We start from the raw sequence: 26,389 nt of genomic DNA, 5'->3' as shown, positions 1-26,389 counted from the left end.
CGTATGTGGCTGGTCGCGCAGTTCCCCGCGCCCCTGAAAGAACGGGGCGTCAGCTCCGCCGTACTCCAGGAGACACCGTCAGTCGCTGTACCGCCCAGAAGATGCCCAGCGTCGCCAGGGCCATCGCCGCCACCAGGGTGGCGCCGCCCACGACCTTCTCGTAGTTCTTCTGGTAGAGGCCGTCGATGATGTAGCGGCCGAGGCCGCCCAGGCTGACGTACGCCGCGATGGTCGCCGTCGAGACGATCTGGATGGCCGCCGAGCGCAGGCCGCTGAGGATCAGCGGGAGGGCGACCGGGAGTTCGACCTGGAAGAGGACGCGTGCCTCCGGCATTCCCATGCCCCGCGCCGCGTCCACCGGGGACGGGTCGACCGAGCGCATCGCCTCGTACGTCGTGACCAGGATCGGCGGTACGGCGAGGATCACCAGCGGGATCATCACCGGCAGCATGCCGAAGCCGAGCCAGATGAACATGAGGACCAGCAGGCCGAAGCTGGGCAGCGCCCGGCCGGCCGTGGCGATCAGGGCGAGGGTGTTGCCGCCGCGCCCGTAGTGGCCCGTGATCAGACCGATGGGCAGGCCGATGACGGCCGCGTAGGCCAGCGCCTCCAGGGAGTACTGGACGTGTTCCCAGAGGCGGGTGGGGATGCCGTCGTAGCCGTGCCAGTGGGAGCTGTCGCTGAAGAAGGCGTGGACGTAGTTGAGGACGTTCACCGGGTGCTCTCCTTCGGCATCCAGGGCGTCAGCACACGGCGTACGAGGACGAGGACGGCGTCGGCCAGGATGGCCAGCACCGCTGTGGTCACCACCGAGTTCACCGCCAGTTCGGGGCGGTGGTAGATGTTCGCGTCGTTGAGCAGGTTGCCGAGGGCGCCCTGGTTGCCGATCAGCATGCCGACGCTGACGAGGGAGATGCTGGAGACGGTGGCGACGCGCAGGCCCGCGATGATCGCGGGGACCGCGATCGGCAACTGGACCTGGAAGTAACGGCGTACCGGGCCGAGGCCCATCGCGGTCGCCGCGGCCAGGGTCTCGGCCGGGACGGAGCGGACGCCGTCCACGATGGCCGGGACCAGGACCACCAGGCTGTACACCGCGAGCGGGATCATCACCGTCGTCTCGGTCTGGCCCGTGTAGTCGATGAGGACGACGAAGAAGGCCAGCGAGGGGATGGCGTACAGGATCGTGGTCACGCCCAGCACCGGCGGGTACAGCCAGCGGAAGCGCACGCAGAGCTGGGCGATGGGCAGGGACACGAGCAGACCGGCCAGGACCGGGATGAGGGCCTCGCGCAGGTGGAGGCCGATCAGCCCGAAGTAGGTGTTCTGGAGGTCGCTCGGGATGTCGAAGAAGCCGCTCATCCCCCGACCTTCGCGTCGTCGCGGCCCTCGGCGTGCGCGGTGCGGATCGCGGCGCCGATGACCTGCTGGGAGACGACACCGACGGCTCGTCCCTCGCCGTCCACGGCCACGGCCCAGCCGGTCGGCGAGAGCACGGAACCGTCGAGGGCTGCGCGCAGCGAGTCCCGGCCGGGCACGAAGGGCCGTCCGTAGGAGATCAGTTGCTCCGGGCGGACCGAGCCGGCGGTGAGGTTCCGCGGCTCGCCCCAGCCGAGCGGCCTGCCGTCCAGGTCCGTCACGAGGAGGTAGGGGGCGTCGGCGGTGCCGCGGGCGCCGAGCCGGGTGGCGTCGGCGTCGATCGCGACGATCGGCGCGGTCTGCAACTCCAGATCCGCGGACGGGAAGAAGGAGAGCCGCCGGATGCCCCGGTCGGCGCCGAGGAAGTCCTCGACGAACGCGTCCGCGGGGTCGGTGAGCAGTTCGGCGGGCGGGGCGTACTGGGCGAGGTGGCCGCCGGTGCGCATCACGGCGACCATCGTGCCGAGCTTGATCGCCTCGTCGATGTCATGGGTGACGAAGACGATGGTCTTGCCCAACTCGTCCTGGATGCGCAGGAGTTCGTCCTGGAGACCCTTGCGGACCACCGGGTCGACGGCGGAGAACGGCTCGTCCATCAGGAGCACCGGCGGGTCGGCGGCGAGCGCCCTGGCCACACCGACGCGCTGCTGCTGGCCGCCGGAGAGCTGGTACGGGTACCGCTTGGCGAGCGCCGAGTCGAGACCCACCCGCTCCATCAGCTCGGCCGCCCGGGACCGCGCCCGCTGCTTGCTCCAGCCGAGCAGCCGGGGCACGGTGGCGATGTTGTCGATGATGGTGCGGTGCTGGAAGAGACCGGCGTTCTGGATGACGTAACCCATCGACCGGCGCAGGGTGTTGACCGGCTGCGCGTGGATGTCGGCGCCGTCGAGGAGGATGCGGCCCTCGCTGGGCTCCACCATCCGGTTGATCATCCGAAGGGTCGTCGTCTTGCCGCAGCCCGAGGGGCCGACGAAGACGGTGATCGAGCGATCCGGTATCTCCAGGGAGAGCCGGTCGACGGCGACCGTACCGTCCGGGTACCGCTTGGTGACTGAATCTATCCGTATCAAAACGCCGAATACCCTTCGGGTTTGGCAGAGAGTGCCCAGTTATCGACCACGGTCGCCGTGGCGCAGGCTGTTGTGGACAGAGTTTAAACCGGAAGTGTTTCAGCACTTTGGCGGCTGACTGATCCTCTTCAGTTTGTGACCTGACCGTGGTCCGCTGTGCTCCGCCTGTGAGTTCCCTGATTCTCATTCCTCGCTCAGTGAAGCCTCAGGACCGCCCCAGACAGCGCCCCGATCGTCATGGCCATGAACGAAACGAACGCGGGAGGCGTCCGGCGCCGGTCGGTCGAGATCGTGGTGCCGGTGTACAACGAGGCACACGTCCTCGCCGGCAGCATCGGCCGTCTCCACGCATACCTCGAAGACTCCTTCCCGTTCCCGTTCCGCATCACCATCGCGGACAACGCGAGCACGGACGCCACCTGGACGGTGGCGACCGACCTGACCCTGCGCCTGCCGCACGTCCACGCACAACGGCTGGAGCAGAAGGGCCGGGGCCGCGCCCTCAAGCACGTGTGGAGCCGGTCCACCGCGGACGTCGTCGCCTACATGGACGTCGACCTGTCCACCGGGCTGGAGGGCTTCCTGCCCCTGGTCGCACCCCTCCTCTCCGGGCACAGCGACCTCGCTGTCGGCAGCCGGCTGCACCGGCAGTCGGCCGTGGTGCGCGGCCCGAAGCGGGAGTTCGTCTCGCGCTCCTACAACCTGCTCCTCAAGGCGGGCCTCGGCGCCCGCTTCTCGGACGCGCAGTGCGGCTTCAAGGCCGTGCGCACCGAGGTGTTCCGCGCCCTCGCCCCGCACATCGAGGACACCGCCTGGTTCTTCGACACCGAGCTGCTGGTGCTCGCCCAGCGCAACAGGCTCCGTGTTCACGAGGTCCCGGTCGACTGGGTCGACGACCCCGACAGCCGGGTCGACATCGTCCGCACCGCCCTCGACGACCTCAGGGGCATGGCCCGCATGCTCCGGGCCACCGTCACCGGCCGCACCCGCATCCACGCCGTACCCCGCCGCACCACCGTCCCCCAGAACGTCACGGCCCTGCCCACCGGGGCAGCCACCGCCGTCGAGCCCATGGAGTACGCGTCATGACGACCCTCGCCCCGCCGCCCACCCCGGTCCAGGACGGCCGGCACCGGGCCGCCGCCCCGCCGGTCTCCCGTGCCAGAAGGCTGTTCCTGGGCGCCCCCGAGGACCCGCGCTGGGCCCGCCCGGCCCTGTGGGCGATCCTGCTCCTGGCCACCGCCCTGTACGCCTGGAACCTCACCTCGATCACCGGCAACACCTTCTACGACGCGGCGGTCTACTCCGGCACCAAGAGCTGGAAGGCGTTCTTCTTCGGCGCCCTGGACGCCGGCAGCTTCATCACCGTCGACAAACCCCCCTTCGCCCTGTGGGTGATGGGCCTGTCCGCCCGCGTCTTCGGCTACGGCACCTGGCAGTTGACGCTGCCCATGGTCGCCGTCGGCGTCGGCTCGGTGGCCCTGCTGTACCGGCTGGTGAAGCGGGACTTCGGGGTCGTCGCGGGCACGATCGCCGCCCTCGTCCTGACCCTCACGCCGATCACCGTCGCCATCAACCGGGACACCAATCCCGACCCGGTCCTGGTCTTCCTGATGCTGCTCGGCGCGGCCGCGCTGCTGAAGGCCGTGCGCACGGGCAGGCTCATGCCACTGGTCTGGTCGGCGGTCGCGATCGGGTTCGCCTTCAACACCAAGATGATGCAGGCGTACGTGGTGCTGCCCGCGTTCTTCGTCGTCTATCTCTGGGCCACGAACCTGTCGTTGGGCCGGCGCATCCGCAACCTCGCCGTCGCCACGGTCGCGCTGGTCGTGAGCAGCGCCTGGTGGATGGTGGTCGTCGACCTGATCCCGGCCTCCTCGCGGCCCTACATCGGCGGCTCCACCGACAACACCGTGTGGGACCTGGTCATCGGCTACAACGGCTTCGGCCGGATCTTCGGGGCGAGTTCCTCGGTGGGCTCGCAGGGCAACGGCGCCAGCTTCGGCGGCAGTTCGGGCCTGTACCGGATGTTCAACGACATCATGGGCGGCCAGATCTCCTGGCTGATCCCGTTCGCCGCGATCGCCCTCGCCGGCGGCCTGGTGCTGCGCGGCCGGGCGCCGCGCACCGACGCCAGGCGGGCGGCCCTCGTGCTCTGGGGCGGCTGGTTCGTCCTGCACTTCCTGACCTTCTCCCTCGCCGAGGGCACCTTCCACCCGTACTACGTCACCGCCATGGCGCCGGGGATCGCCGCCCTGGCCGGCGCGGGCGGGGTCATGCTGTACCAGGCCTTCAAGGAGGGCCCGGTCGCCAAGTGGGGCTGGGTGCTTCCGGCGGCCGTCGCCGCCAGCACCGTGTGGGCGGTCGTGCTGCTCCAGCGGGTCTCCGGCTCCGGCACGGTCTACACGGTCGCCGAGGCGGTGGCCGCGCTGGGCGGTGCGCTGGCGGTGGCCGGCCTGCTGGCCGGACGGTTCATGCGGCGGCAGAAGCTGATCGGCCTCGCGGCGGTGGCGGCGGTCGTCGCCCTGCTGGCCGGCCCGGCCGCCTACTCCGTCTCGGCGGCCACGACCGCGAGCACCAACGGCACCAACCCGACGGCGGGGCCGAACACCGGTGGCGGCATGGGCGGCGGCGGTGGCCAGCGCCCGAGCGGCAGCGCACCGAGCGGGACCGCCCCCGGCGGTTCCGGCAGCTCCAGCGGCTCCAGCGGCTCCAGCGGGCAGTCCATGGGGCAGCCGCCGACCGGCACGGGAAGCACCGGAACCGGAACCGGAACCGACTCCAGCTCCAGCTCCAGCAGCCAGTCGGAGTCCGGCCGTACCGCCGGAGGCATGGGCGGTGGCACCCAGGTCAGCTCCGCGATGATCACGTATCTCGAGAAGCACCAGGACGGCGCCACCTGGCTGGTCGCGGTGGCCACCGACCAGACCGCGTCCTCGATCATCCTGGAGTCCGGTCAGCCCGTCATCTCCATGGGCGGCTGGTCCGGCAGCGACGACGCGATGACCCTCGCCAAGCTCAAGAGCCTGGTGAAGGCCGGCAAGCTGCACTACATCGTGGTCAGCAGCGACGGCGGCCAGGGCACGAACTCGGAGATCGCGACCTGGGTGAAGAAGCACGGCACGGCGGTGAGCGCGTACAGCGGCCTGTACCGCCTGGACGCCTCCGACGTGGGGTGACCCTCTCCCCCGGAACGGGCGGGCCGCCGGTGTTCCCCACCGGCGGCCCGCCCGTTCCGGCTTTGTATCGAGATATCGTGGTGTGTCGGAGTGATCGACGGGAACGGTGGCACATGGCGACGACGGCGGAACTGGATCCGGACGGCCTGATCGAGGCGTTCAAGGCCCTCGGCAACCCGGCCCGGCTGCAGATCATGCAGTGGCTGAAGGATCCCGACCTGCACTTCGACGCGTACGAGCCGATCGCGGACCGCCGGTCGGTCGGGGTGTGCGTCATGCACATCCAGGCCAAGTCCGGACTCTCCCAGTCGACGGTCTCCAGCTACATGAGCACCCTCGAACGGGCCGGACTCGTGCGCCCCACCAGGGTGGGCAAGTTCACCCACTACCGACGCGACGAGGAGCGGCTGGCACAACTGGCGGAGACGATCGGCACCACCCTCTGACCGGCACCACGGGTCTGATCAGCACCACAGGTCTGATCAGCACGACGCATTGACGCATCGCAATATGTCGATACGATCTCCCCATGTCGACCTCCGACGCTGCCGACGCCGCGCCCACCGCCCTGATCGTGCACGCTCACCCCGAGCCCCGCTCGTTCAACACCGCACAGATGACCACCGCCGCCCGGGTCCTGCGCGAGGCCGGGTACCGGGTCGACGTCCTCGACCTCTACGCCGACGGCTGGGCCCCGGTCCTCGGCCGCGAGGAGTTCGCACCGGTGGACGGTCCGTTCAAGCCGCAGGCCGAGCAGCTGCGGGCAGTCGCGGAGGGGACGCTCGACACGGCCGTCCGGGCCCATCTCGACCGGCTGCTCGCCGCCGACCTGCTCGTGCTGTCGTTCCCGCTGTGGTGGTTCTCGCTGCCCGCCGTCCTCAAGGGCTGGATAGACAGGGTCTTCGTGATGGGCGGGGTCTTCGGCGGGGAGCACGGGCTCTTCGACGACGGGGCCCTCGCCGGAAAGCGCGCGGTACTGCTGCTGACGACCGGCGGGTCCCGGGAGGCGTTCCGGCCCGGCGGCGCCTTCGGCTCGCTGGACGACTTCCTGTTCCACATCCACCGCGGGATGCTGGAGTTCGTCGGCTTCCAGGTCCTGGCTCCGGTGGTCACCCACGCACCGGCCCGCATGACCGACCAGGAGCGGACGGCGGCCCTGGACGCGGTCGTCGAGTCCGTCACGCGCATCGCGGCGGACCTCCCCTCCCCCGTCCGCTGAACCGCCGGGGCGCCTCAGGCGGCCGCCGACGGCTCCTGCGCCACCGGGAAGCCCGCCGTCCGCAGCACCTGCCGCCCGGCGTCCACGGCGAACACATCGCAGCCGGGGCGCGCGGCCGCCCACCCGACGCCCTCGGCGCCCATCGCGAAGGCGGCCGTGGCCACGGAGTCCGCCTCGGTCAGCGAGGGGGCGACGACCGTCAGGCTGAGCAGGCCGGTCGCCGGGCGCCCGGTGCGGCCGTCGATGATGTGGTCGCCGCGCTCGTAGCGGGCGGAGGTGGCGACCGCCCCGTCGGTGAGTTCGAGGACCGTGCACAGCCGGTCGGCGTGTTCGGGGTGCCGTACCCCCACCCGCCAGGGCCCGCCGGCGGCGACCACGTCACCGCCGGCGTTCAGCACGAACCGGCGCGCGCCGGCCGCGGACAGCAGGCCCGCCGCCCGCTGCACCGACCAGCCCTTGACCACCGCGCACGGGTCGAGGCCCCGCCCCGGCAGCCGTACGTCGAACGCGCCCCCGGTCGCCAGCCGGTACTCCTCGCACAGCGCGAGCACCTCGGCCAGGTCCGGGCTCACCTCGGACGCGGCGATCTCCCCGCGGTCGAGCCGGCAGACCTCGCTGTCCGGCCGGAAGGGGCTGAACCGCCGGTCGACCGCGCGCAGCCAGGCGAACACGGCGTCCGCGGCCTCGTCGAAGTCTCCCTCGTCGTCCGTCCGCAGGGACACGGGGAAGCCCATGACGTGTTCGACCCGCCGCATGTCCTCAGCCCTTCGCGTCGATCGCGGCCTGGAGGGACTCCTTGTAGGCGTCGCTGGTGATCGTCGCCCCGGACACGGTGTCCACGTCCGCGCTCTGTGCCTTCAGTGTCTCCGACACCAGCACCGGCACGGCGGCCGCCGTCTGCGGATGGTTCGGCTGCTGGAGCATCGTCACCACGGAGATCCTGTCCCCGGAGAAGGTCACCTGGACCTGCACGGGGCCCTTGTCCGTGGTGACGGTGGTGCCCTTGACGACCGTCCCGGCCGTCCCGGCCGCGCCCGAAGCCGTGGTCGAGGTCGCCGACGGCGCGGGGGCGGGCTCGGCGGCGGAGGACGTCGTACCGCCGATGGACGGCTGGTAGCGCCAGACGGGGATCAGGCCCGCGATGCTCAGGACGACGACAGGTATGGCTCGCTTCACGGTGTCTCTCTCATCCCGCCAGGCTGAAACGCTCGAAGTGGATCTGCGGCCCGGGCACGCCCAGGTCCCCCAGGGTGCGCAGGACCGCGTTCATCATCGGCGGTGGCCCGCACAGGAAGACGTCCCGGTCGGCGATGTCCGGCACCAGCCGGGCCAGTTCGCGCGGGGCCAGCTTGTCGGGCACGGGCGGGCCGGTGACCAGGTGGAGTTCGGCGCCCTTGGCGACGGCGAGGTCGCGGAGCTCGTCGTAGAGGACGGCGTCCCGGTCGGTGCCCACGCGGTAGATGACGACCGCGTGGCCGTCGAGGTCCTCCAGGAGCGCGCGGATGGGGGTGACGCCGACGCCGCCCGCGATGAGCAGGGACTCCGGCTTCTGCCGGTGCAGGGTGGTGAAGGCGCCGTAGGGGCCCTCGGCGAAGACGCGGGTGCCGACCTTGAGGTGGCGCAGGCCCGCGCTGCCGGCGCCCGCCGCCTTGGCGGTCAGGCGCAGGGTGCGGCCGTCGGGGGCGGCGGAGAGGGAGAAGGGGTTGGCCTGCCACCAGCGGTCCCGGGTGAGGAACCGCCACAGGAAGAACTGCCCGGCCCGGGCGCCCAGCCGGTCGAGGTCGCGGCCGGTGACGTACACCGAGACGACGTTGTCCGACTCGGGGACGACGGCGGAGACCCGGAACTGGTGCCGGTGGTTGCGCCACAGCGGCAGGACCAGGCGGCCCAGGGCCACCGCGCCGAGCGCCACGCCCCACACCGCGTACCAGTACGTCTTCGCGGCGGACGACGCGGTGAAGGTGGTACCGACCGCGACCTGGTGGCTGAAGGCGAGCACCACGGCCACGTAGGTGTACAGGTGGATGAAGTGCCAGGTCTCGTAGGCGAGCCGGCGGCGGGCGTAGCGGGCCGAGACGGCGCCGACCACGAGGATGATGCCGAGCGCGACCACGGCCCTGAGCACGCCTTCCGTGGTCTCCGCGAGGTCGACCAGCTCGCCGACCGGCCCGACGCCCGCGCCGTCGGCGTAGCCGAAGCTGATGAAGACGGCGTGCGCGAGGAGCGTCCACAGCAGGGCGAAGCCGGTCCAGCGGTGCCAGGAGGTCAGCCGGTCCATGCCGATCCGGCGGTCCAGCCAGGGCAGCCGGGCCACCAGCACCAGCTGGAAGGCCATGACGAGGGCGCCGTACAGGCCGAAGAAGCGGCCGATGACGATCAGGGCGTTGGAGGCGAAGCCCGCCTGGGCGAAGAAGTAGGCGACCACGGCCGCGTTCGCGGCGAGCACGGCGTACAGGCCCGTGCGGGCCACCACCCTGGGGCGTATCGCCGTGGGGGGCGCAGGGGGTGATTGGACGGTCGTCACGGGTCGGCAGCTCCTTGATCGGGTCCTGGGAGTCGAGCTTCACCCGTGGCTGCTGTCGTTTTCCTGTCGGACTACTTACAACTGCTTATCGATGTCTTTTCTGTGTGAGCGCGGGTCTGGCGTCCGTGAGCGGGTGCCGCAGTATGAGCGGGTGGAAAAAGTACGACTCCTCGTCGTGGACGACGACCCGCCGATCGCCGACCTGGTCGCGACGGTCGCGCGGTACGAGGGCTGGGACGCGGTCACCGCGTATTCGGGTGAGGACGCGCTGGCGCGGGCCGCCGAGTTCCGGCCGGACATCGTCGTGCTCGACCTGATGCTGCCCGACCTCGACGGCTTCGGCGTCCTCGACCGGCTGCGGCACTCCGGGACGATGGTGCCGGTGGTGTTCCTCACGGCCCGCGACGGGGTCGCCGACCGGGTCGCGGGGCTGACCCGGGGCGGGGACGACTACCTGGTCAAGCCGTTCGCGGTGGAGGAGCTGATGGCCCGGCTGCGCACGGTGCTGCGGCGCAGTGCGGGGCCCGGCTTCCAGCGCTCGGTGCTGCGGGTCGCCGACCTGACGATGGACGAGGACACCCGCGAGGTCCGCCGCGCCGACCGGATGCTCTCCCTCACCCCCACCGAGTTCGAGGTGCTGCGCTACCTCATGCGCAAGTCGCCGACCGTACTGACCAAGGCGCAGATCCTCGACCACGTGTGGGAGTACGGCTTCGGCGGCCGCTCCAACGTCGTCGAGCTGGTGGTCAGCCGGCTGCGCCGCAAGATGGACGAGGCCGGCGGGGAGCCGCTGATCCACACCGTGCGCGGCTTCGGGTACGTCATACGGCAGCAGGCGGCGGAGTGATCGCCCGGCTGCGGACCGGCCTGCTCCGGATCGGCCGGCTGCGGCGCTCGTACCGGGCCATGCGGCTGGGCACCCGGCTGGCGCTGGGGCTCGGGGCGCTGGCGCTGGTGGTGTTCGCGGTCGTCGGCACGTCGCTGACGATGTACATGCGGGACTACCTGTCGGCCCAGCTGGACGACCAGCTCGGGCTGGCCCAGGTCGCCCAGTCCAAGAGCATCGCGCAGAACGGCACTCTCCAGGGCAAGAAGTACTACCACTGGTACTACGCCGTGTACGACGTCTCGCACGGCAGCCCGGTGCTGCGCAAGCCCGAGGAGAGCAGCGACCTGCCCGCGGACATCGCCCCGCTCACCTCGGTGGCGAAGGCCCAGCTCGCCGCGGGGACCGAGGTGCTGCGCACCGAGGACCTGACCGGCGAGGGCGAGTACCGGCTGCGCGGCTGCGAGGTGGAGCCGGGGGTGGTGCTGGTCAGCGGGGCACCGACGGGCAGCATCGACGCCACGGTACGGCAGCTGGTCACCGTCCAGGTGGTCGCGTTCGGGCTGGCGCTGCTGGCGCTGGTGGTGTTCGGCCGCCGGCTGCTGCGGCACGGTCTCGAACCGCTGAGCCACATGGCGCACACGGCGCACGGCATCGCCTCGCACAACCTGACGGAGTCGGCGGCCCGGCTGCCGCTGCGCGCGGCGAAGCGGGGCGGCGGCCCCGAGGTCGAGGAGCTGCGCACCGCGTTCAACACGATGCTGGAGCACATCGACGACTCGCTGGCCGTGCGTGCCGAGGCCGAGCAGCGGCTGCGCCGCTTCGTCGCGGACGCCTCGCACGAGCTGCGCACCCCGCTGATGTCGGTACGCGGCTACGCCGACCTCTTCCAGTACGCCGCCGCCAACGAGCCCGGGGAACGCGACAGACACCTGGCCCGGCTGCGCGCGGAGGCCGCCCGGATGGGCGTCCTCCTCGACGACCTGCTGCTCCTCGCCCGGCTCGACGCGGCCGAGGTGGAGACCCCGCTGCGGCTGGAGGACACCGACCTGGCGGAGCTGGTCCGGGAGGCCGCCGACGCCTTCCGCGCGGCCCACACCGACCACCCCCTGACGGTCACGGCCGGCCCGGACCCGGTCCCGCTCCGTCTCGACCCTGTCCGCATCCGTCAGGTCCTGGACAACCTCCTCACCAACGCGGCCGTCCACACGCCCACCGGCACCCCGGTCTCCGTCGCGGTCGCCGTCACCGCCGGCTCGGCGTCGGTGAGCGTCACCGACCACGGCCCCGGCATCCCGGCCGGCGACCGCGCCCGGGTCTTCGACCGCTTCTACCGGGTCGACAAGGCCCGCAGCCGGGACCGCGGTGGCAGCGGGCTCGGCCTGTCGGTGGCCCGGGCACTGGTGGAGGCGCACGGCGGGACCATCGGACTGGCCGACGGCACCGCGGGCAGCACGGTGTTCACCTTGTCCCTGCCGAGGAAACCTGCGGGTTCGGCAGCGCCCCGAAGGGGCACGAGGAACGGCGCGACGAGCCACGGCGGCGCCGCAGCCGACTGACGGCCCGTCCGGCGGAGCGCTCAGCCCCCCGCCTCCTCCACGGAGCTGAACCCGCCCTGCCGGCGGTGCGGGCGCGCCGCCAGCACCGCGACGTCGTCCTCGGCGTGCCGGGCGTCGAGGCGGGTGAGGATGGACTCCAGCAGGCCGTCGACGTCGACGGCGGGGGTGAAGTGCAGTTCGGCGAGGCGGTGCAGGGAGCGGTCGATGTCCTCGCCCCGGCGTTCCACCAGACCGTCCGTGAAGAGCACCAGCGCCTCGTCGGGTTCGAGCCGGTGGGTGGCCGACTCGTAGCCGCCGAAGCCGGTGCCCAGCGGCGGGCCGACGGGGACCTGCAGGAGTGCGGTGCTGCCTCTCCCGGTGATCAGCGCGGGCGGCAGGTGGCCGGCGCTGGCCAGGGTGACCTGTCCGCGGCTGGGGTCGACGCGTACCAGCAGGCAGGTGGCGGGTCTCCGGTCCGCCTCGGTGGCGGCGATGTCGTCCAGTTGGCGCAGCACCCGGTGCGGCGGCAGCTCGGAGGAGGCGATGTAGCGCAGGGAGGACCGGTACGCGTTCATGTCGACGGCGGCCTCCAGGCCGTGCCCCATCACGTCGCCGACGACGAGCAGCGTGCGCCCGAAGTGCAGTCGTACGGTCTCGCACCAGTCGCCGCCGACCAGCACCCGGCCGCCGGCCGGGAGGTAGCGGATCGACACGTCCAGGTTCGGGTGCGGCCGGCCCGGCTCGGAGAGCAGGGCGCGTTGCAGGTCGGCGGCGGTGCGGTTGACCTGGTCGTACTCGCGGGCGTGCCGGATGTGGGAGGCGGCGCGTTCGGCGAGGAGGGCGAGCAGTTCGGCCTCCGCACGGGCGAACGCCGCCCCGTCGCGGGCGCAGACCAGGACGCCGTACTGGTCGCAGCCGCTGGTCAGGGGCGCGCACAGGGCCGGACGGGAGTGGCTGCCGACCGGGCGGAACAGCCACGGGTCCACCCAGTTGTCGGCCGCCGGGGTGCCCGCGTCCCGGGCGACCGCGGTGGCCCAGCGGGCGTCGGGCAGCAGATCGGCGTCGCCGGTGATCGACTCGTAGCCGGAGACGGTGTCGCCGACCCGCCGCATCACGGCCGCGCAGCCGCCGCCCAGCTGTACCGCCGCCCGGGTCAGTTCCGTACAGGTGGTGGACTCGTCCAGGCTGCTTCCGATGCCGGCCGCGGCCGTGCGCAACGCCCTGAACGGCGCGGCGAGCCCGTCCGGTCCGCCCGGGCCGTCGGCGGACGCGGGTCCTCTGCGGGACTGGAACCATCGCGCGACACCCGACACCCTCACAGAATCTCAAACTGCGCCGGTCCGGGCACCAGCCGCCTGCGGGCACGGGATGTCAGACCCCGTCCGGCGGCCACGCGGCGGCCAGGTCCAGCAGGCCGGGACAGCGCGCGTCGAGGTCGTCGACGCGGACCTGGCCGCGGCGCTCCGGTCCGTACGTACTGGCGCTGCCGGGTGACGCCCGCCTCGCGCAGGGCCCTGAAGTGGGGGGCGGTTACGTCCGGCGGGCCTGCTGCCGGTGTCGGCCGGCCGGCTCGGCGACGCCGTCGGACCGGCCGACGGCACCAGTGTCTGCGCGGCGGTCCTGACGGGCCCGGCCGTCGCGGGCGGCCCGGTGGTGCTCCTCGCCACCCGCCGCCGGGCCCACGGGCCCGTCCGGTGACGGGCCCGGCCGGACTCAGCTCTCGTCGGCGGTCAGCCGCAGCGAGATCGAGTTGATGCAGTACCGCTGGTCGGTCGGGGTCGCATACCCCTCACCCTCGAACACGTGCCCGAGGTGCGAGCCGCAGCGCGCGCAGCGCACCTCGGTGCGGACCATCCCGTGGGTACGGTCCTCGATCAGCTCGACCGCGTCGGTGTCCTTCGGGTCGTAGAAGCTCGGCCACCCGCAGTGGGACTCGAACTTCGTGCCGGAGGTGAACAGTTCGGCACCACAGGCGCGACAGGAGTACACGCCCTTGGTCTTGGTGTCGGTGTACTCACCCCTGAAGGCCGGCTCGGTCGCCGCCTGACGCAGCACGGCGTACTCGGCCGGCGACAGCTCCGCCCGCCACTGCTCGTCCGGCTTCTCGACGTCGTACGACATGACTCTCAGCCCCTCACTTCGCCAGGCGTTCCAGGATCTTCGGGCCCAGGTCGGTCACATCTCCCGCGCCCATGGTGAGAACCAGATCACCGGGCTTCGTCATTCCCGCGACCACGGCGGGGACCTCGTCCTTGTCGTGCACGGCCGTGACGTCGGCCCCGGCCGCCCGCGCCGCCTCGATGATCAGCTCGCTGGTGACCCCGGGGATCGGGTCCTCGCGGGCCGGGTAGATGTCGAGGACGACCGACGCGTCCGCGAGGGCCAGCGCGTCGCCCATCTCCTTGCCCAGCTCCTGGGTCCGGGAGAAGAGGTGCGGCTGGAAGACGACCAGGATCCGGGCGTCCCCGCCCGCGGCGCGCATGGCCTCCAGGTCGGCCGTCATCTCGGTCGGGTGGTGGGCGTAGGAGTCGATGACCTGGACCCCGGCCGCCTCGCCCTTCAGCTGGAGGCGCCGCTTCACGCCCGTGTACGCGGCGAGTGCGGGCGCCAGCTCGGCGGCCGGCACCCCGAGAGCCGCACCGGCGGCCAGCGCGGCGACGGCGTTGTGCGCGTAGTGCCGGCCGGGCACGGACACCGTGAACGTCAGCTCGGCCCCGTCCATCGCGACGGTGACCTCGCTCTTCAGGCCCTGCGGTACGACGGACAGCACCCGGACGTCGGCGTCCGCGGCCTCGCCGTACGTCACCGTCCGGACCTTCCCGGCCACCCGCCGGGTCAGCTCGCGCGCCCCCTCGTGGTCGGCGTTGACCACCAGCGTGCCGCCGGGCACGATCCGGCCGGCGAAGGTCTCGAAGGACTCGTAGATCTCGTCCATCGAGGCGTAGTTGGCGTGGTGGTCCAGCTCCACGTTGAGGACGATGGCGACCTCGGGCGCGTACTTGTGGAAGCTGCGGTCCGATTCGTCCGCCTCGGCGACGAAGATCTCGCCCTCGCCGTGCAGGGCGTTGGAGCCGGGCGCGTCGAGGTCGCCGCCGATGGCGTACGAGGGGGTGCGGCCCAGCGCGGTCAGGGACACCGCGAGCATCGACGTGGTGGTGGTCTTGCCGTGGGTGCCGGCCACCGCGATCGGACGCAGGCCGTCCATCAGCGCGGCGAGGGCGTCCGAACGGTGCACCACCGGGACGCCCAGCTCGGCCGCGCGGGCCAGCTCCGGGTTGTCCTTCCGGATCGCCGACGACACGACGACACAGCTGGCGTCGTCGGCGAGGTGCCCGGCCGCGTGCCCGATGTGCACGGTGACGCCGAGCGCCCGCAGCGCCTCGGCGGTCTCCGACTCCTTGGCGTCGCTTCCGGCCACCGCGGCCCCGCGCTGGGCGAGGATCTTGGCGATCCCCGACATCCCGGCGCCGCCGATCCCGATGAAGTGCGGACGCTCCATGGCGGAAGGAAGGCCGGGTGCCATGTGTTTCTCCCAGAGACGGTGACGTGCGAAAGCAGCCCTAGCCTATGTGCTGCCCCACGGGTCACTTCGCAAGGGACGCAGGGACACCCACCTGGGGGCACGGGGCCGTATCGATATGCGGCTGCCGCCGCGTGGGCGCGGCCAGCCCCCACACACCCGCACCCGCCGACGCACCGCCCCCTACGACGCCTACGCCTTGCTGTGCGAGAACAGCTTCAGCACCGGCACCCCCACCTTGTGCCGCGCCCGCGACGCCCAGTCCCGGTGGAAGAACTCCTCCACGTAGTGCGGATCGGTCAGCACGATCACCTCGTCCGCGCCCACTTCTTCCACCAGCTTCCGCAGCGCGTCCAGCGGGTGGTCCTCGACCATCCGACCCTCCGCGGTGCTCCCCGCCGCCCGCAGGGCCGTCAGGGACACGTCCAGCGCCTGCTCCGCGGGACCCTTCGCCGCGTCCCCCTCCGGCGTCTCCCGCTCGCGCGCGGCCTCGTCGAGTTCGCCGAGTGCGATGTCGTCGATGGCCCGCAGCAGGCGGTCCGCCTGGTCGCCGCGCGGCTGGAGCAGTACGTGGAAGGCGACCTGCTCGTCCCCGTGCAAGGTGGTGACGAACTCCACGTCGGCGGACGTCAGGGCCTTCTCGATCATCAGAACGCTTGTGAACACCAGGCGCCTCTTCTCCCTAGAGGGTCGCTCGACCCTCTGTCCTCCGTGGGGCCGGCACCCCTGCGGAAACCATCCTGCCCCGCGATCGCACGGGTACTGCCGGATTCAGTTTGCCCGCCGGAAGCTAAGCGGAACGGAATATTCCGCTGATTTCAGGACCGGCGGTAGCGACCGAACAGGAATCCGGCCTCTTCCAGGAGGGACACTAGTTCGAAGCGTCGGGGTACGGCGACACCGGGCCCCCCGGCGATCCGCTGCGCGTTCCCCGCCGTGAGCATCGGGGAGACCGTCAGGCACAGCTCGTCGAGGACACCGGCGGCGACGAACTGGCCGAGCAGCCGGGGGCCGCCCTCGGTGAGCAGCCGGGTGTGGCCGAGACCGGCCAGGGCCCGGACCGCGCGGTCGGGGTCGACACCTGCGCCGTCACCGGCGACCACCACGCGGGCACCGGCCTGCTCCGCCGCGGCGACGCGGTCGGGGGCGGCGGCCGCGCCGGTGAGGACCAGCGTGGGCACGAGCGGCGAGGTGAACAGCGGGAGCGAGAAGTCGAGGTCGAGGCTCGCGCTGACGACGGCGACCGCGGCGACCACGGCCTGGCCCGCCGCGGCCCGGGCGGCCGCGAACTCCGCCCGCTCGCGTACCGGCCGGTACCCCTCCTGGCGTACCGTTTCCGCGCCCACGACGACGACATCCGCGAGCCCTCGCAGGGTGCCGAAGATCCGCATGTCGGCCGCACCGGAGATGGGCTGCGACCGCCCGTCGTGCTGCCCGGCCCCGTCGAGCGTGGACACCATGTTGGCCCGCAGCCAGGCCGCCCGCCCGGCGGACTCGGGGTAGGCGTAGGCCAGGGCCAGCTCGGCGGGACTCCACTCCCCCGCCGCCCCCTCGCGCTCCTGTCCGGCCGCACCGCCGGAGGCCTGGGCTGTTGTTCGTTCGGTCACAGGGAACAGGCGTCGCATGCCGTGCAGTGTGGCACGGCGACCACGCGGGTCCGACGAGGTCCGCCGCAGTTCGGCAGCGCCCCGAAGGAGCGCGGGGAACTGCGCGACCGGCCACGACGGCTCCGCGGTCGACACACCGCACATCGCGGCGCTGACAGCGGAGCGCTTAGCATGGGTAACCGTGTCGTCTTCTCCCGCCGCATCCGAGGTCAGCCCCATAGCCGACGCGGCCCCGCTGTCGCTGTGCGCCCGTTCGCCGCACGTCCCCGCGGACCGGCTGGTCGCCGAGATGGTGCCGCCGCCCCGCTTCGACTCGGTCCGCTTCGCGACCTACATCCCGGACCCGAACCAGCCGAGCCAGACCGAGGCCGTACGGGTCCTGGAAGGCTTCGCCGGCGGTCTCGGCGGGGCGCACGCGGTGGCCGGCGGCAGGCGCGGACTCTTCGGCTTCGGGCGGGCGAAGGCCCCCAAGGCACCGGCCGGGCCCCGCGGGGTCTACCTCGACGGCGGCTACGGCGTCGGCAAGACCCACCTGCTCGCCTCCCTCTGGCACGCCACCCCCGCCGAGCCCGCGCTGAAGGCGTTCGGCACCTTCGTGGAGCTGACCAACCTGGTCGGCGCCCTCGGCTTCCAGCAGACCGTGCAGACCCTCTCCGGCCACCGCCTGCTGTGCATCGACGAGTTCGAGCTGGACGACCCCGGCGACACGGTCCTGGTGTCGACGCTGCTGGGCCGCCTGGTGGACGCGGGTGTCGCGCTCGCCGCCACCTCCAACACCCTGCCGGGCAAGCTCGGCGAGGGCCGGTTCGCCGCCGCCGACTTCCTGCGCGAGATCCAGGGCCTGTCGGCCCACTTCCGCGCCCTGCGCATCGACGGCGAGGACTACCGCCACCGGGGCCTGCCCGAGGCGCCGGCCCCGTTCTCCGAGGAGCAGGTGACCAAGGCGGCGTACGCCACCCCGGGCGCCTCGCTCGACGACTTCCCGGGCCTCCTGGACCACCTGGCCAAGGTGCACCCCAGCCGGTACGGCGCGCTCACCGACGACCTGAGCGCCGTCTGCCTGACGGACGTGCAGCCGGTGCCCGACCAGTCGACCGCACTGCGGCTCGTGGTCCTCGCGGACCGGCTCTACGACCGCGAGGTACCGGTCCTGGCCTCCGGACTGCCCTTCGACCGGCTGTTCAGCGAGGAGATGCTGAACGGCGGCTACCGCAAGAAGTACTTCCGCGCGATATCCCGGCTCACCGCCCTGGCCAGGGACGCCAAGGGGCTCGTCGCTCCCGGGTAAACCCTGCGCACCGCACTATGTGATCAAGCTCCACAGGTCAAGAGCCTGATCAGGCCACGGCACCGGCACTTTCCACGCTCTCTTCGGCTCGCAACACCGAGTTAACCCTGCAAACAACTTTGCAGGGTTAACGTGTTTCTTGACCAACCATTGACCTGTGCTTGGTGCACACAAGAGGCGTGAACTGCCGCGAGGGGGGCTCATGTTCCGAGGTACGACGGCCCGGACCGTGCTCTCGCTCCTGACCGCCACCCTGCTCGCCGTCCAGTTCTTCGCGCCTGCGGCAACCTTCGCAGCCGCGCACACCCTCGGTCATGTCGAGGCCAAAGCCCAGCCCGGGCCGCAGTCCTCGGTGAAGGCCGTGCGCGCCGGCTCGCACACCCTCCGCGACCTCCACGGCCTCTGCGGTGAGCCGCCCGGCCCGCCGCGGAACGCCGACCGCCATCGCAGCGCCACCGCGTGCTGCGCGGACGACCGTCCGCCCAGCACGCGGCACACCGAGGCCATACGCACCTCGGTGCCTCCCACAGCCGGGCACCACCGCACGTCGAGAGCGTCGAGAGCCCACTCACCGGCCGCGCTGCAGGTCTTCCGCTGCTGACGGGACGGGCTCTGCCCCGGCGCCATGCCGCCGCACCATCCCGCACCACACCCCCCACAACCGTCGTGCAAGCCCGACGCGCCGCTGTAGCGCGCCAGGAGGAGTCCACACACCATGCAGCCCCTCATCGACAACGCCCGTACGTTCGGACAGCGCCCTGAGGAGTTCGCCGGACTGGCCGAAGGCCAGTCCCCGCAGGTGCTCTTCATCACCTGCTCCGATTCCCGGGTCGTCCCGGCCCTGATCACCGGCGCCCGCCCGGGCGAGCTCTTCGAGCTGCGCACCGCGGGCAACATCGTCCCGCCGTACGCCTCGGTCCACCCCACCAGCGAGGCGGCCACCATCGAGTACGCCGTGGAGGTGCTCGGCGTCCGCGACATCGTCGTCTGCGGGCACTCGCACTGCGGTGCCGTCGGCGCGCTGGTGCGCGGCGACGACCTGACCGCCGTACCCGCCGTACGGGACTGGCTGGCCAGCGCCGAGCCGCGCCCGAGCGGGGCGGCCGAGGACCCGGCCGTCGCCGAGGGCGTGCAGAACCACGTGCTCGCCCAGCTGCTGCGGCTGCGCTCGTACCCCTGCATCGACAAGAAGCTGAGCACGGGCGGACTGACCCTGCGCGGCTGGTACTACGAGGTCCACACCGGTGCCGTGCGCGAACACCGCGCCGGCACCGACACCTTCGAGGCCCTGTGAGCACCGCGATGACCAAGTTCCCTTACATACGCCAGGACTTCGCCGCCTCTCTCGTCGTCTTCCTGGTCGCGCTCCCGCTCTGCGTGGGCGTGGCCGTCGCCTCCGGTGTCCCGGCCGAACTCGGCCTGGTCACCGGCATCGTGGGCGGTCTCGTCACCGGGATGCTGCGGGGCAGCAGCCTTCAGGTGTCGGGGCCGGCCGCCGGCCTGACCGTGCTCGTCTTCGAGGCGGTGCGGGAGTTCGGGCTGCCGTTGCTCGGGGTGATCGTGCTGGTCACCGGCCTCCTCCAGATCGCCATGGGCGTGCTGCGGCTGGGGCGCTGGTTCCGGGCCATCTCGGTCTCGGTCGTCGAGGGCATGCTGGCCGGAATCGGCCTGGTGCTGATCGCCGGCCAGCTGTACCCGGCGCTCGCCGCCAAGGCCCCCGCGTCCGGCCCCGGCAAGATCGCCGGGCTGCCCGGGGCGTTCCTGGACGCCCTCGGGGACGGCGGGGCACTGGCCTCGCTCGCCCTCGGCGCGGGCACGATCGCGGTCCTGGTGCTGTGGAAGTACGCACCGTCGAAGATGCGGACGCTCCCCGGACCGCTGGCCGCCGTCGGCCTGGCCACCCTGGCCGCCTTCTCCCTGGGCCTCCCGGTCGCCACCGTCGAGGTGCACGGACTGCTGGACTCCGTCCAGCCGCCCCCGCTGAGCGCCTTCGGCGAACTGGCGAGCGCCGGAGTGATCGGCACGATCGTCGCGTTCACGCTGATCGCGTCCGCCGAGTCGCTGTTCAGCGCGGCGGCCGTGGACCGGCTGCACGACGGTCCGCGCACCCGCTACAACCAGGAGCTGATCGCCCAGGGCGCGGGCAACGCGCTGTGCGGGATGCTCGGCGCGCTGCCGATGACCGCGGTGATCGTGCGCAGCGCGGCCAACGTCCAGGCGGGCGCCCGCACCAAGGCGTCCCGGGTGCTGCACGGCGTCTGGCTGCTGCTCTTCGCGGCCCTGCTGCCGGGAGTCCTGAGCTACATACCGATCCCGGCACTCGCCGGGATCCTGGTCTACTCGGGCGCCAAGCTGATCCCGGTGCGCGCGCTGGCCGTGCTCTGGCGCGAGCACCGGGGCGAGGCGGTCGTCCTCGTCGTGACGGCGGTGTCGATCGTCGCGGTGAGCATGTTCGAGGGCGTGCTGATCGGGCTCGCCCTGTCGATCGTCAAGACGGCCTGGGAGGCCTCGCACCTCAAACTGGAGGTCGTCGACAAGGGCTCGGGGCCGATCGACGCCTACCTGTCGGGCAACGCGACCTTCCTGCGGCTGCCGAAGATCCTCGACAGCCTGGAGGCGCTGCCCCAGGACCGCCCGATCCGGGTGGACCTCTCCGGGCTGCACCACCTCGATCACGCCTGCCGGACCGCGCTGGAGAGCTGGGCCCAGCGGCACAGCGACGCGGACACCGAGCCGGTGAAGGTCACGGCCGCCTGAACCGGCGGCCGTCCCGGGCCGGGGTGCCGACGCCCCTCGGCATCCCGGCCCGGACCTGCTGCCCAACCTGCTCCCGGCGACCGTGGCCCCGACCCTCCTGCCGGGCATATTGTTACAGAAACAGACGTATCGGACCTCTTTACCTGGGGGGTCGTGATGATTCAGGAGCTGCTGGTCGCGGTGGTGGCGGCGCTGTGCGTCGGCGCGCTGTACCTGGCCGCCGGTGCGCGGATCGTCAAGCAGTACGAGCAGGGCGTGCTGTTCCGGCTCGGCCGCGTCTCCGGTGACGTGCGGACGCCCGGCTTCAATCTGGTGATCCCGTTCGTGGACCGGCTGCACAAGGTCAACCTGCAGATCGTGACGCTGCCGGTCCCGGCCCAGGAGGGCATCACCCGCGACAACGTCACCGTGCGGGTGGACGCGGTCGTCTACTTCCGGGTGGTGGACGCGGTGAGCGCGCTGATCAAGGTCGAGGACTACAAGTTCGCCGTCTCGCAGATGGCCCAGACCTCGCTGCGGTCCATCATCGGCAAGAGCGACCTGGACGACCTGCTCTCCAACCGCGAGCAGCTCAACCAGGGCCTGGAGCTGATGATCGACAGCCCCGCCGTGGGCTGGGGCGTGCAGGTGGACCGGGTCGAGATCAAGGACGTGTCGCTGCCGGACACGATGAAGCGCTCGATGGCCCGCCAGGCCGAGGCCGACCGGGAGCGCCGGGCCCGGATCATCAACGCCGACGCCGAGCTCCAGGCCTCGAAGAAGCTGGCCGAGGCGGCGCAGCAGATGGCGGACACCCCGTCGGCCCTGCAGCTGCGGTTGCTGCAGACGATCGTCGCGGTGGCCGCCGAGAAGAACTCCACGCTGGTCCTGCCGTTCCCGGTGGAACTGCTGCGGTTCCTGGAGCGGGCCGGCGGGCAGCAGGGGCCGAACGGCGACGCCCCGGCCCCGGCCGGGATCGGGGAGAGCGCCGCAAGGACGGGGCCGCCGCCCGGGTGACCCGGCACCGCGCCGTCCGCCACGCCGCCCTGAAAAATCGGACATACCGATCTACTTTCATAGGGTGATCCGACTAGCACGCCGTCTTTCCGGTACGACCGCCGTATGCGTCGCCCTGGGCGCCGCGCTCGCCGCCTGTGGCACCACCGAGGCCCCCCACGCCGGTCCCCCGGCCCCCGCCAAGGCCTCCTCCTCCGCCACCCCGCCGCCGACGCTCGCCCCCGGGCCCGGCGGCACGGCCCCCGTCTTCACGAACGGTCCGCGCACCCTGGGCAAGACCGTCGCCCTGACCTTCGACGCCGACATGACCGCCGACCAGGGGCCGCGCGCGGCCAAGGGCGAGCACTTCGACAACCCGGCGCTGATCGCGACCCTGCGCAGGCTGAAGGTGCCGGCCACGATCTTCATGACCGGCCGCTGGGCCGACGAGTACCCGGCCCAGGCCCGCTCCCTCGGCCGCGACCCGCAGTTCGAGGTCGCCAACCACTCCTACAGCCACTACGCCTTCACCGGCGACTGCTACGGCCTGCCGACCGTCGCCGCCGCGAACATGAAGTCGGACGTGGAGCGCGCCTACGCCGCCCTGCTCCGCGCCGGGGTGCCGCACCCGATGCCGTACTTCCGCTTCCCCGGCGGCTGCTACGACCGGCAGGCGCTGCGCGCGGTCGGTGCGCTCGGGGTCACCGCGGTGCAGTGGGACGTGGTGAGCGGGGACGCGTTCGCGACGGACGCCGACGCGGTGACCAAGCAGGTGCTGGACGGGGTGAAGCCCGGTTCCGTGGTCGTCATGCACTGCACCCGCAGCGCCGCCCCGACCACCGAGCAGGTGGTGCGGACCGTCGTACCGGAGCTGCGCAAGCGGGGCTTCCGGTTCGTGAAGGTCTCCGAGCTGATCGGGCAGACGCCCGGTCACCGGTGACCCGTCCTACGCTGGAGGCATGAGCGACGAGGGCTACTGCACGATCGACGGGGCCGCGAAGCCGCCGGTGGCGGACGGGCCGCCGTATGCGGAGTGCGTGCTGTGCCGGGAGCCGACGGAGTACCCGGAGTCGTACAAGGGGATCACGATGTGTCCCCGGTGCGAGTGGCAGGAGGCGCAGCGGACCGCCTGTTCAGGATGAGCGGCGGCCGTTGCAGGCGCAGGCCAGGGTGAAGGCCGCGGCGGTGAGCAGGGCCGCCGCGGCCACCGGGAGCGGGGAGACCGGGACCCGGCCGGACTCCGAGCCGGTGACCAGGCCGCTGACGGCCGCGTGTGCCGGAGAGCCCGCGACCACCATGGACAAAAGGGCGGCCAGCAGCATCGCGGGCACTGCCCGGCCCGGCGAGCGCAGCAGCGGGCGGTTGGTGAGCGCGCCGACGGCGGTGCCCAGCAGCGCGCAGGCGAGGGTCGCGAGGAGTCCGGCGGCACCGGCCCGCACCGGGGGTACGGAGAGCCGCTGGTCGTTGGTGGCGTGGTGGCTGATCACCGTCACGACCAGGGTGGCCACCGTGCCGAGCAGGGCCGCGGCGGCGAGGGCGGTGAGCAGGGCCGCCAGATGGGCCCTGGCCGGGCCGCGGGCCGCCGTGACGCAGGCGCGGGCGGCCGGCGGCTCGCCCGTGACGCAGATCCGCACCAGCCAGGCGGCCACCGGCAGCAGCGCGGCGGCCGTGTAGCCGAGCGAGTCCAGCACCGGCTGACCGCTCTGCACGCCCACGCCCAGGAACACCGCGTACAGGATCACCGGGGGCAGCCAGCGCTGGGAGCGCAGCAGGAGAGCGGTCTGGTAGCGCAGGAGTGCGGTCATGGGCGGTCTTTCTCGTCCGGCGGGACGTCCGAGGGGCTTACGGAGACCACGTGCCAGGGTGGGTGGGCCGTGAGCAGGGCGCGCAGGACCACGTCCGAGTGGGACGCGGGAACCGTAAGACGGTAGGTGCCGGGGGTCGGTTCCGCCGCCGAGGCCGCCGTGCGGATCGCGTCGGCGGGCAGCCGTCCGCCGGCCGGGCCCCGGACGCAGACCACGGTGAGCGGACCGGCGGGTGCAGCCGCCCGGGCGGTACGGGGTCTGAGGGTGCCGTCGACGACCTGGTGGATCGCGTCGGGTGCGCCCGCGAGCCGCCGGGGATCGTGGTCGACGAACAGCACGGCTCCCCCGGCGGCGGTGCGCTCGGCGACGGCCCGTTCCAGCTCGGCACGGGCCTCGGCGTCCAGGCCGGTCCAGGCCTCGTCGAGGACCAGGAGTTCGGGGTCGGCGAGCAGCGCCTGGGCGACCGCGACCTTCTGGCTGGTGCCCTTGGAGAGCTGGGCCATGGGCGTCGCCGCGTAGGCCGCGGCCCCGAACCGCTCCAGCCAGTCGGCCGCGCGGGCGGTGGCCGACCTGCGGGAGAGGCCGTGCACGGTGCCGAGATGGGTGAGGTAGCCGGAGGGGGTGAAGGGGAGGGCCGAGGGGAAGCGCTCGGGGACGTACGCGGTGCGGGGGCGGCCGGTGACACGGCCCTCGGTGGGGGTGTCTATGCCGGCGACGATGCGCAGCAGGGTGGACTTGCCGGTGCCGTTCGCTCCTTCCACGCGGGTGAGGGAGCCGGGGGTGAGAGTGAGGTCGACGCCTCGTAACACCCAGGGGCCGCGTATGCCGTAGCGGCGGCCTACGCGGGCCAGTTCAAGATCACGGTGCATGGGGACATTGTCGTGCCGGGAAGGGGCGGGTAATGCGCATCACCGCGGGGTGCGGGTCGTATGTGGCTGGTCGCGCCCACGCGGCGGAGCCGCAAATCGACACGGCCCGCGCCCCTTAAGGTTGGTGCAGTGAGCGCTCCTTTTCAGGTCTCGGCCAACAGCCGGGACGACGCACCCCAGTTTGTGCTGCCTCTCGTCGTGCGGATAGAGAAGTCGGCTCCGCCGGACCGGACCGATGCACTCGAAACGGCTGCTCGGGCTGTCCTGACGCTGCTCGGTGACCCGCGGGCCCTCGGGGACGGCGAGTGGGCGCAGGCCGTCCGGGACTGGGAGGACGCGCGGATCCGGAAGGTCGTGCGGCGGGCTCGGGGGGCCGAGTGGCGGCGGGCCGGGGAGCTGCCCGGGATCACCCTCACGGGGAAGTCCGCGGAGGTACGGGTGTTTCCGCCGGTTCCCCTGGACGGGTGGCCCAGGGAGCTGGCCAAGCTGCAGGTGTCCGGGACCGAGTTGGACGACCCCGAGCCGCCCACGGGCGCCGACCGGTCCGCGCCCGTGCTGTGGCTGAACCCGGAGTTGGAGATGTCGGCGGGCAAGGCGATGGCGCAGGCCGGGCACGGGGCCCAACTGGCCTGGTGGGCGCTGCCGGAGGAGGAGCGGGAGGCGTGGCGCGACGCCGGGTTCCCGCTCGCCGTGCGGACCGCCGATCCGGCCGAGTGGCGTGAACTGACGGACAGCGGGCTGCCGTTGGTGCGGGACGCCGGGTTCACCGAGATCGCGCCGGGCAGCTGCACGGTGGTCGCGGACCATCCGGCACTGCGCTGAACTGGGCTTTTTTGACTCCCCTGACAAACTTTGCCGTTTGTTTGAACACCGCCGCCGTGGCACCCGTACGTCCTGGCACTGAACCAGCGACACGGGGAGGCTTCCCTTGCGGCGTTTGAACGGAACGGCCCTCATTCTGGCGACCCTCGCCGGTACCGTCGGCGCGCTCGTGTACCCCGTGTGGTCGTACGCCGACCGCTCCGGCACCGGGCAGGCCAATGTTGCGGCGGGGACCGTGATGACCGAGTGGGGTCCGTTGACGGCCTCCGACCGCGACCTGATCGTGCGGGTCCGGCTGGCCGGGCTGTGGGAACTGCCGGCCGGTCAGCAGGCGATCCAGCGGGCGCCGAGCGCGGCGATCAAGGAGGCCGGCGACCACCTCATCGTGGGCCACACGGACCTCGACCGACGCGTCCGGATCGTCGCGGCGCAACTGGGCGTCGAGCTGCCCAACGTGCCGAACGAGCAGCAGCAGGGCTGGCTCGACGAGATGTCGGCCGCGACCGGCGCGGAGTACGAGTACAAGTTCGTGAACCTGCTGCGGGCCGCGCACGGCAAGATCTTCCCGGCGGTCGGGGCGGTGCGGAACTCCACCCGCAACACCCTGGTGCGGCAGCTCGCCTCGGACACCAACCAGACCGTGCTCGACCACATCACGATCCTGGAGAAGACCGGCAAGGTCGACTTCGAGGCGATCGCCAACGAGGTGGCCAACGCGAGCACGGCCAGCCCGACCGGCCCGGCGGTGCCGGCGCCCGGGGTGGTGGCGCCCTCCGCGCCGGCCGCCCAGGCCAGCGGCAACGTGCAGACCACGTCCAAGCCCTCGCCCGGCGCGCCGGGCACGGTGAACACCGGGCGCCCGGACCCGGAGGACTCCGAGGGCGGCGTCCTCGGCCGGTAGCCCGCCAGCTCCCCGGAGCGCGGCCGCGAACCTCAAATGTTGCTCTGAAGCGGCAGACAACACGGTTCGC

Annotated in this window: 29 protein-coding genes and 1 pseudogene; 16 read left to right on the top strand and 14 right to left on the bottom strand. The window is 72.2% G+C overall.

The genetic code is table 11. From position 1 onward, the window contains the following. Window positions 1–49: 49 nt before the first annotated feature. Genes ACFZB3_RS00635 through ACFZB3_RS00625 form a run of 3 tightly spaced genes read right to left on the bottom strand, consistent with a single transcriptional unit; the run spans window position 50 to window position 2,489 of the window. Window positions 50–715 (bottom strand): ABC transporter permease subunit, encoded by a 666-nt coding sequence (locus tag ACFZB3_RS00635; RefSeq protein WP_391367462.1) that lies wholly within the window; start codon window positions 713–715, stop codon window positions 50–52. Then, entirely contained in the window at window positions 712–1,362 is a 651-nt protein-coding gene (locus ACFZB3_RS00630; RefSeq protein WP_351497229.1) for an ABC transporter permease subunit, read from the bottom strand. Before ACFZB3_RS00630 ends, ACFZB3_RS00635 begins: the two co-directional genes overlap by 4 nt. Beyond that, a complete protein-coding gene (locus ACFZB3_RS00625; RefSeq protein WP_391367458.1) occupies window positions 1,359–2,489 on the bottom strand; it encodes an ATP-binding cassette domain-containing protein in 1,131 nt (376 codons plus the stop codon). Before ACFZB3_RS00625 ends, ACFZB3_RS00630 begins: the two co-directional genes overlap by 4 nt. Before the next feature lie 243 nt (window positions 2,490–2,732). On the opposite strand from ACFZB3_RS00625, the gene ACFZB3_RS00620 reads away from it, so the two are divergent. From ACFZB3_RS00620 to ACFZB3_RS00605, 4 genes are all read left to right on the top strand, one after another. Further along, window positions 2,733–3,578, top strand: coding sequence for a glycosyltransferase (locus ACFZB3_RS00620; RefSeq protein ID WP_391367455.1), 846 nt, complete (start codon window positions 2,733–2,735; stop codon window positions 3,576–3,578). Next, the gene (locus ACFZB3_RS00615) at window positions 3,575–5,668 is read left to right on the top strand and encodes a glycosyltransferase family 39 protein (RefSeq protein WP_391367452.1); all 2,094 of its coding nucleotides are present in this window, start codon (window positions 3,575–3,577) and stop codon (window positions 5,666–5,668) included. The genes ACFZB3_RS00620 and ACFZB3_RS00615 overlap by 4 nt, the downstream gene beginning before the upstream one ends. A 113-nt stretch (window positions 5,669–5,781) precedes the next feature. After that, window positions 5,782–6,114 (top strand): helix-turn-helix domain-containing protein, encoded by a 333-nt coding sequence (locus ACFZB3_RS00610; RefSeq protein ID WP_391367448.1) that lies wholly within the window; start codon window positions 5,782–5,784, stop codon window positions 6,112–6,114. Window positions 6,115–6,197: 83 nt separating this feature from the next. Further along, on the top strand, window positions 6,198–6,887 hold the full coding sequence (locus tag ACFZB3_RS00605) for an NAD(P)H-dependent oxidoreductase (RefSeq protein ID WP_391367445.1): 690 nt from the start codon (window positions 6,198–6,200) through the stop codon (window positions 6,885–6,887). A 14-nt stretch (window positions 6,888–6,901) separates the two neighbouring features. On the opposite strand, the gene ACFZB3_RS00600 is transcribed toward ACFZB3_RS00605, so the two are convergent. The 3 genes from ACFZB3_RS00600 to ACFZB3_RS00590 are packed head-to-tail and all read right to left on the bottom strand — an operon-like array spanning window position 6,902 to window position 9,411. Further along, window positions 6,902–7,642: an FAD:protein FMN transferase gene (locus ACFZB3_RS00600; protein ID WP_391367442.1), complete on the bottom strand. Its 741-nt coding sequence runs from the start codon at window positions 7,640–7,642 to the stop codon at window positions 6,902–6,904. Window positions 7,643–7,646: 4 nt separating this feature from the next. Next, entirely contained in the window at window positions 7,647–8,063 is a 417-nt protein-coding gene (locus ACFZB3_RS00595) for an FMN-binding protein (protein WP_391367439.1), read from the bottom strand. A 10-nt stretch (window positions 8,064–8,073) separates the two neighbouring features. Beyond that, on the bottom strand, window positions 8,074–9,411 hold the full coding sequence (locus ACFZB3_RS00590) for a ferric reductase-like transmembrane domain-containing protein (protein ID WP_391367436.1): 1,338 nt from the start codon (window positions 9,409–9,411) through the stop codon (window positions 8,074–8,076). A gap of 151 nt (window positions 9,412–9,562) precedes the next feature. On the opposite strand from ACFZB3_RS00590, the gene ACFZB3_RS00585 reads away from it, so the two are divergent. Further along, window positions 9,563–10,258, top strand: coding sequence for a response regulator (locus ACFZB3_RS00585; RefSeq protein ID WP_391367434.1), 696 nt, complete (start codon window positions 9,563–9,565; stop codon window positions 10,256–10,258). A 59-nt stretch (window positions 10,259–10,317) separates the two neighbouring features. After that, a complete protein-coding gene (locus ACFZB3_RS00580) occupies window positions 10,318–11,796 on the top strand; it encodes an ATP-binding protein (RefSeq protein ID WP_391369664.1) in 1,479 nt (492 codons plus the stop codon). A gap of 20 nt (window positions 11,797–11,816) precedes the next feature. On the opposite strand, the gene ACFZB3_RS00575 is transcribed toward ACFZB3_RS00580, so the two are convergent. Both ACFZB3_RS00575 and ACFZB3_RS00570 read right to left on the bottom strand, forming a co-directional pair. Next, complete coding sequence (locus tag ACFZB3_RS00575; RefSeq protein ID WP_391367431.1) at window positions 11,817–13,088, bottom strand: SpoIIE family protein phosphatase; 1,272 nt, start codon at window positions 13,086–13,088, stop codon at window positions 11,817–11,819. A gap of 58 nt (window positions 13,089–13,146) precedes the next feature. Further along, window positions 13,147–13,297: pseudogene (locus tag ACFZB3_RS00570) on the bottom strand (ArsR family transcriptional regulator); the annotation flags it as partial. A gap of 32 nt (window positions 13,298–13,329) precedes the next feature. Here ACFZB3_RS00570 and ACFZB3_RS00565 point away from each other — a divergent pair. After that, complete coding sequence (locus ACFZB3_RS00565; RefSeq protein WP_391367428.1) at window positions 13,330–13,473, top strand: hypothetical protein; 144 nt, start codon at window positions 13,330–13,332, stop codon at window positions 13,471–13,473. Between the two features lie 15 nt (window positions 13,474–13,488). On the opposite strand, the gene msrB is transcribed toward ACFZB3_RS00565, so the two are convergent. The 4 genes from msrB to ACFZB3_RS00545 form a co-directional block, all read right to left on the bottom strand. Further along, a complete protein-coding gene (gene msrB / locus ACFZB3_RS00560; RefSeq protein WP_089104691.1) occupies window positions 13,489–13,896 on the bottom strand; it encodes a peptide-methionine (R)-S-oxide reductase MsrB in 408 nt (135 codons plus the stop codon). Window positions 13,897–13,909: 13 nt separating this feature from the next. Further along, complete coding sequence (gene murC / locus ACFZB3_RS00555) at window positions 13,910–15,298, bottom strand: UDP-N-acetylmuramate--L-alanine ligase (protein ID WP_391367425.1); 1,389 nt, start codon at window positions 15,296–15,298, stop codon at window positions 13,910–13,912. 189 nt (window positions 15,299–15,487) lie between these two features. Beyond that, on the bottom strand, window positions 15,488–15,961 hold the full coding sequence (locus ACFZB3_RS00550) for an indole-3-glycerol phosphate synthase (protein WP_089104693.1): 474 nt from the start codon (window positions 15,959–15,961) through the stop codon (window positions 15,488–15,490). Between the two features lie 152 nt (window positions 15,962–16,113). After that, window positions 16,114–16,920, bottom strand: coding sequence for a dihydrofolate reductase family protein (locus ACFZB3_RS00545; protein WP_391367421.1), 807 nt, complete (start codon window positions 16,918–16,920; stop codon window positions 16,114–16,116). A 163-nt stretch (window positions 16,921–17,083) separates the two neighbouring features. On the opposite strand from ACFZB3_RS00545, the gene zapE reads away from it, so the two are divergent. The 7 genes from zapE (at window position 17,084) to ACFZB3_RS00510 (ending at window position 23,064) form a co-directional block, all read left to right on the top strand. Further along, window positions 17,084–18,190: a cell division protein ZapE gene (gene zapE / locus ACFZB3_RS00540; protein ID WP_391367418.1), complete on the top strand. Its 1,107-nt coding sequence runs from the start codon at window positions 17,084–17,086 to the stop codon at window positions 18,188–18,190. A 202-nt stretch (window positions 18,191–18,392) separates the two neighbouring features. Beyond that, window positions 18,393–18,791 carry a hypothetical protein gene (locus ACFZB3_RS00535; protein WP_391367415.1) on the top strand — a complete coding sequence of 133 codons (399 nt, stop codon included), beginning with the start codon at window positions 18,393–18,395 and terminating at the stop codon, window positions 18,789–18,791. Between the two features lie 114 nt (window positions 18,792–18,905). Then, window positions 18,906–19,484 (top strand): carbonic anhydrase, encoded by a 579-nt coding sequence (locus ACFZB3_RS00530; RefSeq protein ID WP_391367413.1) that lies wholly within the window; start codon window positions 18,906–18,908, stop codon window positions 19,482–19,484. Between the two features lie 8 nt (window positions 19,485–19,492). Next, complete coding sequence (locus ACFZB3_RS00525) at window positions 19,493–20,947, top strand: SulP family inorganic anion transporter (protein ID WP_391367410.1); 1,455 nt, start codon at window positions 19,493–19,495, stop codon at window positions 20,945–20,947. Between the two features lie 156 nt (window positions 20,948–21,103). Then, a complete protein-coding gene (locus ACFZB3_RS00520) occupies window positions 21,104–21,943 on the top strand; it encodes an SPFH domain-containing protein (protein WP_391369661.1) in 840 nt (279 codons plus the stop codon). Window positions 21,944–22,007: 64 nt separating this feature from the next. Further along, window positions 22,008–22,862: a polysaccharide deacetylase family protein gene (locus tag ACFZB3_RS00515; protein WP_391367407.1), complete on the top strand. Its 855-nt coding sequence runs from the start codon at window positions 22,008–22,010 to the stop codon at window positions 22,860–22,862. Between the two features lie 19 nt (window positions 22,863–22,881). Then, window positions 22,882–23,064, top strand: coding sequence for a hypothetical protein (locus tag ACFZB3_RS00510; protein WP_391367404.1), 183 nt, complete (start codon window positions 22,882–22,884; stop codon window positions 23,062–23,064). On the opposite strand, the gene ACFZB3_RS00505 is transcribed toward ACFZB3_RS00510, so the two are convergent. Both ACFZB3_RS00505 and ACFZB3_RS00500 read right to left on the bottom strand, forming a co-directional pair. Next, on the bottom strand, window positions 23,056–23,727 hold the full coding sequence (locus ACFZB3_RS00505) for an ABC transporter (protein ID WP_391367402.1): 672 nt from the start codon (window positions 23,725–23,727) through the stop codon (window positions 23,056–23,058). The genes ACFZB3_RS00510 and ACFZB3_RS00505 overlap by 9 nt on opposite strands. Continuing rightward, window positions 23,724–24,596: an ATP-binding cassette domain-containing protein gene (locus ACFZB3_RS00500; protein WP_391367400.1), complete on the bottom strand. Its 873-nt coding sequence runs from the start codon at window positions 24,594–24,596 to the stop codon at window positions 23,724–23,726. The genes ACFZB3_RS00505 and ACFZB3_RS00500 overlap by 4 nt, the downstream gene beginning before the upstream one ends. A 60-nt stretch (window positions 24,597–24,656) precedes the next feature. Here ACFZB3_RS00500 and ACFZB3_RS00495 point away from each other — a divergent pair, with 60 nt between their 5' ends. Then, on the top strand, window positions 24,657–25,418 hold the full coding sequence (locus tag ACFZB3_RS00495; protein ID WP_391367397.1) for a peptidyl-tRNA hydrolase: 762 nt from the start codon (window positions 24,657–24,659) through the stop codon (window positions 25,416–25,418). A 106-nt stretch (window positions 25,419–25,524) separates the two neighbouring features. Then, window positions 25,525–26,319 carry a DUF4142 domain-containing protein gene (locus ACFZB3_RS00490; RefSeq protein ID WP_391367394.1) on the top strand — a complete coding sequence of 265 codons (795 nt, stop codon included), beginning with the start codon at window positions 25,525–25,527 and terminating at the stop codon, window positions 26,317–26,319. Window positions 26,320–26,389: the final 70 nt, after the last annotated feature.

This window comes from Streptomyces sp. NPDC008092, assembly GCF_042957285.1.
Taxonomy (GTDB): Bacteria; Actinomycetota; Actinomycetes; order Streptomycetales; family Streptomycetaceae; genus Streptomyces.
This window is presented reverse-complemented; position numbering and strand designations above follow the sequence as displayed.

Coding starts and splice junctions, on each gene's coding strand:
- ACFZB3_RS00525 (WP_391367410.1), top strand. CDS start 19,493: ATGACCAAGTTCCCTTACATACGCCAGGACTTCGCCGCCTCTCTCGTC.
- ACFZB3_RS00495 (WP_391367397.1), top strand. CDS start 24,657: ATGTGGCTGGTCGCGCCCACGCGGCGGAGCCGCAAATCGACACGGCCC.
- ACFZB3_RS00620 (WP_391367455.1), top strand. CDS start 2,733: ATGAACGAAACGAACGCGGGAGGCGTCCGGCGCCGGTCGGTCGAGATC.
- ACFZB3_RS00610 (WP_391367448.1), top strand. CDS start 5,782: ATGGCGACGACGGCGGAACTGGATCCGGACGGCCTGATCGAGGCGTTC.
- ACFZB3_RS00600 (WP_391367442.1), bottom strand. CDS start 7,642: ATGCGGCGGGTCGAACACGTCATGGGCTTCCCCGTGTCCCTGCGGACG.
- ACFZB3_RS00535 (WP_391367415.1), top strand. CDS start 18,393: ATGTTCCGAGGTACGACGGCCCGGACCGTGCTCTCGCTCCTGACCGCC.
- ACFZB3_RS00580 (WP_391369664.1), top strand. CDS start 10,318: ATGCGGCTGGGCACCCGGCTGGCGCTGGGGCTCGGGGCGCTGGCGCTG.
- ACFZB3_RS00520 (WP_391369661.1), top strand. CDS start 21,104: ATGATTCAGGAGCTGCTGGTCGCGGTGGTGGCGGCGCTGTGCGTCGGC.
- ACFZB3_RS00500 (WP_391367400.1), bottom strand. CDS start 24,596: ATGCACCGTGATCTTGAACTGGCCCGCGTAGGCCGCCGCTACGGCATA.
- ACFZB3_RS00530 (WP_391367413.1), top strand. CDS start 18,906: ATGCAGCCCCTCATCGACAACGCCCGTACGTTCGGACAGCGCCCTGAG.
- ACFZB3_RS00630 (WP_351497229.1), bottom strand. CDS start 1,362: ATGAGCGGCTTCTTCGACATCCCGAGCGACCTCCAGAACACCTACTTC.
- ACFZB3_RS00605 (WP_391367445.1), top strand. CDS start 6,198: ATGTCGACCTCCGACGCTGCCGACGCCGCGCCCACCGCCCTGATCGTG.
- murC (WP_391367425.1), bottom strand. CDS start 15,298: ATGGCACCCGGCCTTCCTTCCGCCATGGAGCGTCCGCACTTCATCGGG.
- ACFZB3_RS00505 (WP_391367402.1), bottom strand. CDS start 23,727: ATGACCGCACTCCTGCGCTACCAGACCGCTCTCCTGCTGCGCTCCCAG.
- msrB (WP_089104691.1), bottom strand. CDS start 13,896: ATGTCGTACGACGTCGAGAAGCCGGACGAGCAGTGGCGGGCGGAGCTG.
- ACFZB3_RS00545 (WP_391367421.1), bottom strand. CDS start 16,920: ATGCGACGCCTGTTCCCTGTGACCGAACGAACAACAGCCCAGGCCTCC.
- ACFZB3_RS00510 (WP_391367404.1), top strand. CDS start 22,882: ATGAGCGACGAGGGCTACTGCACGATCGACGGGGCCGCGAAGCCGCCG.
- ACFZB3_RS00615 (WP_391367452.1), top strand. CDS start 3,575: ATGACGACCCTCGCCCCGCCGCCCACCCCGGTCCAGGACGGCCGGCAC.